Origin of the sequence: Candidatus Thiodiazotropha endolucinida (assembly GCF_001715975.1) — a bacterium.
Classification (GTDB): domain Bacteria; phylum Pseudomonadota; class Gammaproteobacteria; order Chromatiales; family Chromatiaceae; genus Thiodiazotropha; species Thiodiazotropha endolucinida.
In genome coordinates this window covers 132960-144561 of sequence record NZ_MARB01000005.1, presented here as the reverse complement: position 1 = coordinate 144561, position 11602 = coordinate 132960, and the positions used below count along the sequence as shown (strand labels likewise).

General features: G+C 56.7%; 11 protein-coding genes. All 11 read right to left on the bottom strand.

The window, feature by feature from the left end; genetic code table 11:
* Positions 1-153 precede the first annotated feature (153 nt).
* Positions 154-1332, bottom strand: a complete 1179-nt coding sequence (gene ftsZ, locus CODIS_RS05675; RefSeq protein ID WP_069122030.1) for a cell division protein FtsZ — start codon at positions 1330-1332, stop codon at positions 154-156.
* A gap of 91 nt (positions 1333-1423) precedes the next feature.
* Positions 1424-2659 (bottom strand): cell division protein FtsA, encoded by a 1236-nt coding sequence (gene ftsA / locus CODIS_RS05670; protein WP_069122027.1) that lies wholly within the window; start codon positions 2657-2659, stop codon positions 1424-1426.
* On the bottom strand, positions 2660-3463 hold the full coding sequence (locus tag CODIS_RS05665) for a cell division protein FtsQ/DivIB (protein WP_162420142.1): 804 nt from the start codon (positions 3461-3463) through the stop codon (positions 2660-2662).
* Positions 3456-4388 carry a D-alanine--D-alanine ligase gene (locus CODIS_RS05660; RefSeq protein WP_069122025.1) on the bottom strand — a complete coding sequence of 311 codons (933 nt, stop codon included), beginning with the start codon at positions 4386-4388 and terminating at the stop codon, positions 3456-3458. The genes CODIS_RS05665 and CODIS_RS05660 overlap by 8 nt, the downstream gene beginning before the upstream one ends.
* A 2-nt stretch (positions 4389-4390) precedes the next feature.
* Complete coding sequence (gene murB / locus CODIS_RS05655) at positions 4391-5287, bottom strand: UDP-N-acetylmuramate dehydrogenase (RefSeq protein WP_069122022.1); 897 nt, start codon at positions 5285-5287, stop codon at positions 4391-4393.
* A complete protein-coding gene (locus CODIS_RS05650) occupies positions 5287-5469 on the bottom strand; it encodes a hypothetical protein (protein ID WP_069122019.1) in 183 nt (60 codons plus the stop codon). The genes murB and CODIS_RS05650 overlap by 1 nt, the downstream gene beginning before the upstream one ends.
* Positions 5469-6905, bottom strand: coding sequence for a UDP-N-acetylmuramate--L-alanine ligase (murC, locus tag CODIS_RS05645; protein ID WP_069122016.1), 1437 nt, complete (start codon positions 6903-6905; stop codon positions 5469-5471). The genes CODIS_RS05650 and murC overlap by 1 nt, the downstream gene beginning before the upstream one ends.
* A complete protein-coding gene (murG, locus tag CODIS_RS05640) occupies positions 6902-7981 on the bottom strand; it encodes an undecaprenyldiphospho-muramoylpentapeptide beta-N-acetylglucosaminyltransferase (RefSeq protein ID WP_069122013.1) in 1080 nt (359 codons plus the stop codon). The genes murC and murG overlap by 4 nt, the downstream gene beginning before the upstream one ends.
* Positions 7966-9168, bottom strand: coding sequence for a putative lipid II flippase FtsW (gene ftsW / locus CODIS_RS05635; protein WP_069122011.1), 1203 nt, complete (start codon positions 9166-9168; stop codon positions 7966-7968). The genes murG and ftsW overlap by 16 nt, the downstream gene beginning before the upstream one ends.
* Positions 9165-10520 carry a UDP-N-acetylmuramoyl-L-alanine--D-glutamate ligase gene (murD, locus tag CODIS_RS05630; protein ID WP_069122009.1) on the bottom strand — a complete coding sequence of 452 codons (1356 nt, stop codon included), beginning with the start codon at positions 10518-10520 and terminating at the stop codon, positions 9165-9167. Before murD ends, ftsW begins: the two co-directional genes overlap by 4 nt.
* On the bottom strand, positions 10520-11602 hold the full coding sequence (gene mraY / locus CODIS_RS05625) for a phospho-N-acetylmuramoyl-pentapeptide-transferase (RefSeq protein ID WP_069122006.1): 1083 nt from the start codon (positions 11600-11602) through the stop codon (positions 10520-10522). The genes murD and mraY overlap by 1 nt, the downstream gene beginning before the upstream one ends.

Genomic DNA, 11602 nt, shown 5'->3' with positions numbered 1-11602 from the left:
CTCAACCCGCACAAGCCGCCCGCGATCAACCAGCAATCAGGTGCTCGATTCTACACCAACTGGCGGTTATCTGGAAACACAAAATGCAACATGTTGTCTTTCTGCAACTACCGCACTTTAATCCTAGGCCCAAGATGGCACTTTGTGAAGACCTTAATCAGCCTGCCGACGCAGGAAAGCCGGGATATCCAGGTAATCGAGATTACCATCGGCAGTGGCTGCAGCTGATGGGCGATCCGTCTGTCCATTTCGCAACACTGTCGGCCTGTCCAGCTCACGATAGTCATCCGGTACCACTTGCGGATTATCCGCATCGACCAGCTTGACATGGGCGATCTCCTCCACCTGGGCAGGCTTGGGCAGTTCCGCCTTTAACCTCTCTCCCAGACCGGTGGCGACCACCGTCACCCGCATGTCATTCTGCATATCCGGATCGATGACCGTGCCGACCACAACGGTGGCATCATCATCGGCGAACTCACGCACCGTATTGCCGACCTCGTCAAATTCACCGATCGCCAGATTCAGGCCAGCGGTGATATTGACCAGAATGCCTTTGGCTCCGGCCAGGTTGACATCCTCCAGCAATGGACTGCGAATCGCCCTTTCAGCTGCCTCGCGCGCCCGATTGTCCCCAGAGGCCTCACCCGATCCCATCATGGCCGCACCCATTTCGGACATCACGGTACGCACATCGGCAAAATCAACATTGATCAGGCCGGGACGGGTGATCAGTTCCGCAATACCCTGTACGGCATGCAGCAACACATCGTTTGCCGCCTTGAATGCATTCAGCAGACTCATCTCCTTGCCCAACACAGCCAACAGCTTCTCATTGGGAATTGTGATCAGCGAATCGGTGTTGATGCCCAGCTCCTCCATGCCTTTTTCGGCGATCTTCATCCGCTTGCCACCCTCAAACCCGAATGGTTTGGTGACCACCGCTACCGTAAGAATACCCAGGTCCTTAGCTACCTGAGCGACCACGGGTGCAGCCCCGGTTCCCGTGCCGCCACCCATGCCGGCGGTGATAAACACCATATCCGCACCGGTCAAAACCTCTTCTATCCTGTCACGATCCTCCATTGCGGCCTGCCTGCCGATTTCGGGATTTGCTCCCGCACCGAGCCCCTTGGTGATATCCGAGCCCAGTTGCAGCAGGGTGCGCACTTCACTATTGCGCAGAGCCTGTGCATCAGTGTTTGCACAGATGAAATCGACACCCTCGATTTCCCCCGACAACATATGATTGACGGCATTGCCACCGCCACCGCCTACACCAATCACCTTGATCACAGCATTCTGGCTGTGCGTATCCATTAGTTCGAACATTGTCTACCTCCTCGACTGTCGCGCCTGACAGAAAAATTCAAAAAACATCTCATTAACAACGGCACCTTGCACAGGCACCGCTTCGAAACAACTAAAAATTACCTTGGAACCAATGCTTCATACGGTCCCAGACTGCCTTCAATCCACCCTCATTGGCAAGCTCGTGTCCACCCTGGGAACGGTTACGCTGGCCGAAAAGCAGCAAACCCACACCTGTGGAGTAGATAGGGTTGCGCACCACATCTGAGAGCCCGCTGACATAATGCGGCACGCCCAACCTCACTGGCATATGGAATACCTCTTCAGCCAGCTCAATGACACCTTCCATCTTCGAACTGCCGCCGGTCAGCACCACGCCACCGGCGATAACATCTTCAAAACCGCTACGCCGCAACTCCGCCTGAATCAATGTCATCAACTCTTCATATCGCGGTTCGACCACTTCAGCCAGGGTCTGGCGTGAGAGCCTGCGCGGCGGGCGTTCACCGATACTGGGGACCTCAATGGTCTCGTCACTGGTGGCCAGTTGAGTAAGCGCACAGGCATACTTCATCTTGATCTCTTCCGCGTATTGAGTCGGTGTACGCATTGCAACGGCGATATCGTTGGTCACCTGATCACCTGCAATAGGTATGACTGCCGTATGCCGTATCGCGCCGCCTGTAAAGACCGCGATATCGGTGGTGCCTCCACCGATATCGACCAGACAGACTCCAAGTTCCTTCTCATCATCACTCAGCACCGAATGGCTGGATGCAAGCTGCTCCAGAATCAGATCATCCGCCTCGAGGCCGCAACGGCGGATACATTTAACGATATTCTGCGCCGCACTCACCGCGCCTGTGACCATGTGAACCCTGGCCTCCAAACGCACACCCGACATACCGATGGGATCGCGGATACCCTCCTGCTCATCAATGATGAACTCCTGGGGCAGGATGTGCAGAATCTTCTGGTCAGCGGGAATCGCCACTGCGCGGGCAGCATCGATTACACGTTCCACATCGCCTTGGGTCACCTCTTTATCCCGGATAGCCACGATGCCATGGGAGTTGAGGCTGCGGATATGGCTACCGGCAATACCTGCGTAGACTGAATGGATCTCACATCCCGCCATCAACTCTGCCTCTTCAACCGCCCGTTGAATCGACTGCACCGTGGACTCGATATTCACCACCACACCCTTTTTCAGGCCGCGCGACGGATAAGAACCGATACCGATAATTTCGATACCGCCATCCGCTTTGATCTCACCGACGATCGCCACCACCTTAGAAGTGCCGATATCGAGACCGATGATGAGATTTTTCTCACTTCGTTTAGTCATTCACTTACCCGCTATCCTAGCCCCACTGGATGGGCTATCCATTTGTGCTTGCTGTTCGGTATTTGCTTGCCAGTACACCGAAAAACCATTTGTATATCGCAGATCCACGCGTTCCGGTATTGCGTCAACCTGACCTCTCAGGAAGGGGTAAAGCTGCACGAAACGGCTCAATCTCGGCATCACGTCCCGCCTGCCCAAATCGAGCAGCAACCCCTCCTCAGTCTCGATCCGCCACGATTGCCTCGCATCGACCCGGAGGTACTTCAGCTGAAGTCCCGCTGTCTGCAGCAGGGTACGCATTTTGAGATATTCCCGGGTGATTCTATCCGCCCTCTCCTCTTCACCGGAGAGCGTCACAAGGCCTTGCAAACGCGGCAGGCGCTTCGGTCTGAACACTTCACCCTGAGGACTTACCATGGCATCCTCACCCCAGTAGGCCAGAGGCACCTGTTCGTCGACTCTGACGGCCAGGGTGTCGGGCCATATCCTGCGAACACTGGCACTCTTGACCCAGGGCAGCTGTTCGATCTGATTGCGTATCCGAATCAGATCGACAGTGAAGAAGTTGCCACTCACAGCCTGAACAACGGTCTGTTCCAGCCCCTGTTTATTGAGATATTTGATCTCTCCATCGACGCTGACCACCCGCACCGGCATGATCATGGGATCCAGCAGTTGGGAGATACCCCAACCACCCATTCCGGCAAATAGCGCAATCATTAAAAGTGGCACGATTCTGATGCCGTTCAAGCGCTGCTGCTGGATGGATGGATCTGCAGATGGATGATTGCGAACCCTACTCATCACCATCCCTCCCGAAACTTGTGGAGAGCACCCGCACCACCAGTTCATCAAAATCGATACCCGCCACCCTGGCCGACATCGGCACCAGGCTGTGATCGGTCATACCGGGGACGGTGTTTGCTTCAATCAGCCAGGGTTGATGCCGCTCATCCAGCATCAGATCGACCCGGCCCCAGCCACTGGCGCCAACGGCTTCAAAGGCCTCTGTGCAGAGCCCCTGTAAAGCTCTCTCCTCAGCACGATCAAGACCGCAGGGGCAGTGGTAACGTGTAGTGTCCGCCGCATATTTGGCCTGGTAGTCATAGAAAAGACGGGGCGTCTCGAGACGAATCATCGGCAATGCCTCTCCCTGCAGGATGCTCGTTGTGAACTCCTCCCCGACGATCCAGCGCTCCGCCAGAACCAGTGCATCGTACTGTCTGGCCAGTTCCCAGGCACTGCGCAATTGCTCCACACCATCGACCTTGCTCATACCGATACTGGAGCCCTCGCAGACCGGTTTTATCATCAGGGGAAAACCCACCGCCGCCGCTCTGTCCAGGTCGCTTTCGTGAACGATCAAAACCGATTCAGGGGTTGGTATGCCCAAGCCCCGCCATACCGCCTTGGTACGGTATTTATCCATGGCAAGGGCCGATCCAAGCACGCCACTGCCGGTATACGGCATGCCTATTCGTTCCAACGCACCCTGAATGACCCCGTCTTCGCCGCCTCGGCCATGCAGGATGATAAAAGCCCGTTCATAGCCACCTGCAGCGAGTTGCGTCAGCACGTCGTCATCCACATCCACCGCTTCGGCCTCAATGCCCCTGTTCACAAGCGCGTCCAGCACGGCGCGCCCGCTCTTCAGCGAAATCTCGCGTTCCGCAGACTGGCCACCCATCAGTACGGCGACTCTGCCAAATGCCCGTTCTGATGTATTCATGTTCAACTCGAATCTCCAATACGATGGACTTCGGTCGTCAGTTCGATACCACTCTGTGCCGCCACTTCACGCTGCACTTCGGCAATCAGCATCTCGATATCCCGTGCAGTGGCATCACCGGTATTGATGATGAAGTTGGCGTGTTTCTCGGATACCTGAGCACCACCCAAACGCCTGCCTTTCAGGCCGGCGGCCTCAATCAAGCGTGCGGCGAAATCACCGGGTGGGTTACGGAACACCGAACCACAACTGGGTTGACTGGTCGGTTGCGTGGCGGCACGCCTTTCCAGCAGTTGCCTGATCCGTCGCTGGGCGGCGTCCACGTCTCCCGCTTCCATCTCCAATTCGGCTGCCAGAAACCACTCGCCGGATGGGCCTCTGACCTGCCGATAAGCGATCTCAAAATCCTCAGGTAAACGACTGCGCACTTCACCGAATCGGTCAATGGTTTCCACCCTCACAACCCGTTCCCAGGTCTCGCCGCCAAAGGCCCCGGCATTCATCGCCAGAGCACCGCCCAGGGTGCCGGGAATACCGGCTAGAAATTCCACACCGCAAAGGCCCGCCCTGGCTGCAATCCGGGCGACCTTCGCGCAGGCAATCCCCGATTCGGCATACAACAATCTGTCACTGCGCCATTCACTGGCAACAAGGCTGCCTTTTGTTGCAATCACAGTACCTTTGAATCCCCCGTCCCGTACCAGCAGATTGCTTCCCAAACCCAGCCAGAAGAGAGGCTCGTCTGAGTCCAACTGATGCAGAAACCGAACCAGATCCTCGCGGTCGGCAGGGCGATAAAAACAGCTGACCGGCCCTCCGACCCGCCAGGTGGTATGCCTGGAAAGGGGCTCGTCGAATCGCATTTCACCACGTAAGGATTGTTGATTTAGCGCAGGCATCATCTGTAGTCGCTCTCGTCACGCGGATTGCTGTTTTTCGACCTGATCCTGTCCGCTGTGCGGTGCTGCCCTTCCGAAACATCGGTTGTTCTGCGCCTGATCATAGGGATGCCCGGCAGGTTGGATTGCAGGGATTCACCACATCCCTGATGCAGTCTTTTCATATCGATTCCATACGCCATCACTCCACCTCCTGACAAAGTCGTCGAGGCAGTTCTGCCGCAACGGAACCGATACTGCCGGCACCCACAGTCAGAACGATATCCCCATCCTGGAGCAATCCCCGCAACAGATCCGGCAACTCCTCCAGCGGTTCAACAAAGACTGGATCAACCTGGCCGCGGATACGGATTGCACGACTCAAATCGCGACCGTTCGCACCCTGAATCGGCTCCTCGCCTGCAGCATAAACCTCGCTGACGATCAGCAGATCCGCTTTCGATAAAACCTGCACGAAGTCCTCGAACTGTTCTTGTGTTCGTGAATAACGGTGTGGTTGAAATACCACCACCAGACGCCGCTCCGGCCATCCGTCACGAACGGCAGACAGGGTCGCATCGATCTCCCTCGGATGGTGTGCGTAGTCATCAATCAACATCACCTGTTTACCATCCATGTCACAGTCACCCCTGGTCTGAAATCGCCGGCCGATACCGGCAAAGTTGCTTAGCGCAACCTGGATGATGCTACTCTCAATATTGAGTTCGAGCGCCACGCAAATAGCCGCCAAGGCATTCAGCACATTGTGTCTGCCCGGCAGGTTGAGTGTGATCCGAACCGGTTCCGTCAGAGATTCCGCCTGCAGCGTGAATTGGGTCTTCAATCCCTCTCTGACTACATCAACCGCCTGTACATCGGCGCCATCGTTGAAGCCATAGGTGGTAATCGGTCTTGTGATCTCCGGTAACAGATTGCGTATCTCATCGTCGTCGATGCACATCACTGCGCGACCATAGAATGGCAAGTGATGAAGAAATTCCAGAAAGGTCCTGCGCAATCTGTTGAAGTCCCCGCCGTAGGTGGTCATATGGTCGGCATCGATGTTGGTCACCACGGCCAACATCGGCTGCAGGTAGAGAAATGAGGCGTCACTTTCATCCGCCTCCGCGACCAGATACTCCCCATCACCCAAACGCGCATTGGCCCCGGCACTGTTGAGTCTGCCACCGATAACGAAAGTCGGATCGAGGTCGGCTTCCGCCAGAATACTGGTGACCAGACTGGTGGTGGTGGTCTTGCCATGGGTCCCTGCCACTGCAATGCCGTAGTGGAAACGCATGATCTCCGCCAGCATCTCGGCCCTCGGCACCACCGGTATTCTGGCATCCCGCGCAGCGACAACCTCGGGATTGTCCTCTTTGATGGCACTCGATATCACGACTGCATCAGCCGATTCCACATGGCTTTGATTGTGGCCAATTTTCAGTTCGGCACCCAGTTCGGCAAGCCGCGAAGTGACTCCACTCTCCTTTTGATCCGACCCGGTCACCTGATAACCCAGATTGATCATCACCTCGGCTATGCCGCTCATACCCGCACCGCCGATACCGACGAAGTGAATCCGACGCATGCGGCCCATGCTGTTCGGGGCGTATCGTTTACGTAGTTGTTCACTCATGGACCGATAACCTCCATGCAGTAACGCCCAACCCGCACAGCGGCATCCGGCTTTGCCAGACTGCGGGCAGCCACGGCCATCTCCAGAAGTTTTTTTCTGTTTGCGCAAAGACTGCCCAGCAGCCGCGCCAGATTGCGCCCATCGAGACTGTGTTGATGAATCAGGTAGGCCGCATCCACGTTGACCAGGAATTCCGCATTGCGGGTCTGATGGTCATCGACGGCAAAGGGATAGGGTACGAGTATGGCGCCCAAACCCGCCGCCGCCAGTTCGGAAACCGTCAACGCACCGGCCCGACAGATGACAAGATCAGCCCAGGCGTAGGCCTCGGCCATATCGTTTTCAAAGGCTTTTACCTCCGCCTCGACCGCCAACTCCCGGTATCTGGCAAGGGTCTCATCAAGCAGTTTTTCACCGGCCTGATGACGCACTTGTGGCCGCAGTTTTTGCGGCATCAAGGAAAGCGCCTCCGGTATGCACTGATTGAGCGCCCGGGCACCCAGAGAACCGCCGAGAACCAGTAGTCTGATGGCTCCCTCATGCTCAGCGAAGCGTGCTTCCGGTAAGTCGAGGGAAACGATATCCTGGCGCACCGGATTGCCCACCGTCTCTGCCTGCGCCTCGGCACCAAAACTATCGGGAAAGGCCTCGAACACCTTGGTTGCAAATTGGGCCAATATCCGATTGGTCAATCCTGGTATCGCATTCTGCTCCTGAATCACCAGCGGTATACGCATCAACCTGGCTGCCAAACCACCGGGGCCGGTGGCGAACCCGCCCATGCCCAACACCAGGTTTGGACGGGTACGGCGTAATACGCGATAGGCCTGCCAGAGGGCCTTGCTGATAGTAAACGGAGCAGCCAGATGCCGCTTAAGCCCACCTCCGCGCACACCTTTCACCTGCAGCGTCTCTAGGGGATAGCCATAGTCTGGAATCAGTCTGTTCTCCATACCGGAGCGACTGCCCAACCAGGTGATGCGGCAACCTTTCTGTTTCATCCAGTCGGCCACCGCCAGTGCCGGAAAGAGGTGCCCACCCGTACCGCCGGCCATGACCATCACATGAGGCTCCATGATCGCCTCCGGTGCTTGCTTTTACCGCCTTTCTGGCGAGACTCGAAATCGATTCTCAGCAGCATGGCAATCATCATGCAGGCGACAATGATGCTGTTGCCGCCATAGCTCATAAACGGTAGGGTCAGCCCTTTGGTCGGCAGCAACCCGACATTGACACCGATATTGATGAAGGCCTGCATCCCGATCCATAATCCGAGTCCGTAGGCTGTATAACTGGAAAAACGTTGGCCCGCCTGTTCCGCTTTGACACCAATCTGAAATGCCCGCCAGGTAATGAAGGCAAAGAGAAAAATAACACCCACTGTACCGAGCAAACCGAACTCCTCACCTACAACTGCCATGATGAAATCGGTATGCGCCTCCGGCAGGTAGAACTGTTTCTGGATACCGTTACCCAGTCCGACACCGCTGATCTCACCCCGGCCGAAGGCGATCAATGCCTGCGACAGCTGGAAATCGGTATTGAAGGGGTCATCCCAAGGATTCAGATAGGTCGTCATCCGCTGCCACCGGTAAGGCGAGAAATAGATCAAAGCCCAACCGGCCACACCGGCAAAAACCAACAATGTGGCAAACTGGTAGAGCACTACCCCACCGAGGAACAGCATGCCTGTGGCGGTCGCGAACAGTACCACGGTGGTGCCGAAATCGGGTTGCAACAGGATCAGTGAACTGGTGATGATCAACAGCAGCATCGGTTTGGCAAAGCCCCAGAACGAGCGCGCGACTTCATCCTGGCGACGCACCAGGTAACCGGCAATGTAGAGCACCATGAAAAGCTTCATGAATTCGGAACTCTGCAGATTGAAGCCGCCCAGCGGTATCCAGCGGGTCGCGCCATTGACGCTTTTTCCTATCCCGGGGACCAACAACAGCATTAACAGGCATAGTCCGAAAAAGACCAGCAACGGCCCTGCCTTTCGCCATTGAATCATCGCTATTTGAAAAACCAGGTAGGCGGAGAGCAGGCCCAGGAACATGGCGAACAGATGACGATAGACATAAAAGAAGGGCGATCCGCCCAGGCGGTCTCCCACTGTCATCGATGCGGATGAAACCATGACCAGGCCGAAACAGAGCAGCATGGCTGCCGCCCCCAGAAGCCACCAGTCGAAGATCGGCTGCGTGACAGGATTACGGCGTGCCCGCGCGTCATGTGCCTGTGGACGTACCAGCGTATTCATGCCGGAAGCGCCTCCACCGCCTGAATAAAGGCTTCACCGCGGGCTTCAAAGTTACGGAACATATCGAAGCTGGCGCAAGCCGGAGAGAGCAGCACACGATCGCCGGGTTGCGCCAACTCCGCCGCCCGCGCGACTGCCGTTTCAAGTGATGCCGCATGCTCAGTCCGCACCCGGCCTGCCAGGGCTGATTCCAGCTCTGATGCATCCCTGCCGATGAGGATGACGGCACGGGCTGTCTCTTCCACAACCGGCGCCAGGGGAGTGAAATCGGCATCCTTGCAATCGCCACCGGCAATCAGCACACTCCGGCTGTCACCGCTTTCTGGATGAAGCCCCTGCAAGGCGGCGATAGTGGCTCCCACATTGGTGCCCTTGGAATCGTTGTACCAACGCACCTCCCCTTTATCGCAGATCCATTGGGTGCGATGGGGGAGCCCTGAAAAACTTCTCAGCGCCGCCAGCATATCGTTTTGCGGCAGACCCACAGCACTGCCCAATGCCAGGGCCGCCAGGGCGTTCGCAATATTATGGCGGCCGGGAATTCGCAGTTCGGTGACGGGCATCAGAGGGGTATGCCCCTCACTCAGCCATTTGACCCCATCAAGCTCATGTAAACCGAAATCGTCTCCAGTCGGCGCCTCCAGAGTAAACCCGACAGTGGTCGCATCCGGCACTGCCATGGCTGCAACTATCGGATCGTCACGGTTGATTACCATGATCTCGCTGCCGCTATAGAGTGAAGCCTTGGTTGCGGCATACTCATCCAGATCCCGGTAACGGTCCATATGATCGGCGGAGATATTCAACACAACCGCGGCTTGGGGTTCGAGTGAACGGGTGCTCTCCAACTGGAAGCTGGAGAGTTCGAGCACGTACAGCTCCACTTGATCATCCAGCAGATCGAGAGCCGGTTCCCCAAGGTTGCCGCCCACGGCCACCCTTATCCCGGCCATACGTGCCATATCGCCCAACAGGGTGGTCACGGTGCTTTTGCCGTTTGAACCCGTGATCGCCACTACCGGTGCTTGTACCGCTCTGGCGAACAGCTCCACATCGCCGACTATCTCCACATGCCGCTCTTTGGCCGCACGAATCAACGGCTCATCGAGCGGTATCCCCGGACTCACCACCAGTCGACTCGCGGCATGGAACACCTCCGCCTGAAAACCGCCGAGGAATATCGCCATATCGGGATAATCCTTGCGCAACGCCTCCAGTCCCGGAGGATTATCGCGCGTATCGGTCACTGCCAGAGACTCCCCTTGAGCCGCCAGATAGCGCGCGCAGGAAAGCCCGGTCGCGCCCAGTCCGACGATCAGGGTTTTAGCTGAATTTGCCGCTTGCTTCGTCATCAACGTATCTTCAGACTCGCCAGACCGACCAACACCAGGATGACGGTGATGATCCAGAACCGCACAATTACCCGAGGCTCGGGCCAACCCTTGAGTTCAAAGTGGTGATGCAGTGGCGCCATACGAAAGATGCGCTTGCCGGTGAGCTTGTAGGACGTGACCTGCAATACCACCGATACCGTCTCCACCACAAAGACCCCACCCATGATGAACAACACAATCTCCTGCCGCACCGCTACAGCGACCACTCCCAGGGCGGCACCCAGCGCCAAGGCACCCACATCACCCATGAAAACCTGAGCCGGGTAGGTGTTGAACCAAAGAAAACCCAATCCGGCGCCAACCAATGAGGCGCAGAAGACAATCAGTTCGCCAACCCCAGGCAGGTAGGGGATCTTCAAATAGGTGGCAAAATCAGAGTGCCCGGTAACATAGGCGATCATGCCCAGGGCGCCGCCCACCATCACGGTTGGCAGAATCGCCAGACCGTCGAGCCCGTCAGTCAGGTTGACCGCATTGGAGGAGCCGACGATGACCAGATAACTGAACAGAATGAATACCGGGCCCCAATCCAGGGATACATCTTTCAGATAGGGAATCAGCAGCGCCGTCTCCATGGTTGAAGTAGCGGTGGTGTAAAAGACCAGGGATGCACCCAATCCCGCTACCGATTGCCATAAATATTTCCAGCGCGCCGCCAGACCTTTGGGATCGTTGAGGACCAGCTTCTTATAGTCGTCGACCAATCCGATCAGGCCAAAGCTCATGGTGACGATCAGCACAATCCAGACATAGCGGTTTTCCAGGTCCGACCACAGTAGTGTGGCGATGGCGATCGCCACCAATATCAAAGAACCACCCATGGTCGGGGTTCCGGCCTTGGAAAAGTGCGTCTCCGGACCATCATCCCGCACTGTTTGTCCAATCTGGTGGAAGCTCAGGCGGCGTATCATCATAGGACCCAGGGCGAGGGAGATCATCAATGCCGTCAGAACCCCCAGGATGGTACGCAGCGTCAGGTACTGGAACACCCTGAAACCGTTGTCGAACTGAGCAAGCCAATCGGTAAAATAGAGCAACAC

Coding starts and splice junctions, on each gene's coding strand:
- murD (WP_069122009.1), bottom strand. CDS start 10,520: ATGACGAAGCAAGCGGCAAATTCAGCTAAAACCCTGATCGTCGGACTG.
- ftsA (WP_069122027.1), bottom strand. CDS start 2,659: ATGACTAAACGAAGTGAGAAAAATCTCATCATCGGTCTCGATATCGGC.
- CODIS_RS05660 (WP_069122025.1), bottom strand. CDS start 4,388: ATGAATACATCAGAACGGGCATTTGGCAGAGTCGCCGTACTGATGGGT.
- murB (WP_069122022.1), bottom strand. CDS start 5,287: ATGCCTGCGCTAAATCAACAATCCTTACGTGGTGAAATGCGATTCGAC.
- murC (WP_069122016.1), bottom strand. CDS start 6,905: ATGAGTGAACAACTACGTAAACGATACGCCCCGAACAGCATGGGCCGC.
- ftsW (WP_069122011.1), bottom strand. CDS start 9,168: ATGAATACGCTGGTACGTCCACAGGCACATGACGCGCGGGCACGCCGT.
- CODIS_RS05650 (WP_069122019.1), bottom strand. CDS start 5,469: ATGGCGTATGGAATCGATATGAAAAGACTGCATCAGGGATGTGGTGAA.
- CODIS_RS05665 (WP_162420142.1), bottom strand. CDS start 3,463: ATGAGTAGGGTTCGCAATCATCCATCTGCAGATCCATCCATCCAGCAG.
- ftsZ (WP_069122030.1), bottom strand. CDS start 1,332: ATGTTCGAACTAATGGATACGCACAGCCAGAATGCTGTGATCAAGGTG.
- murG (WP_069122013.1), bottom strand. CDS start 7,981: ATGGAGCCTCATGTGATGGTCATGGCCGGCGGTACGGGTGGGCACCTC.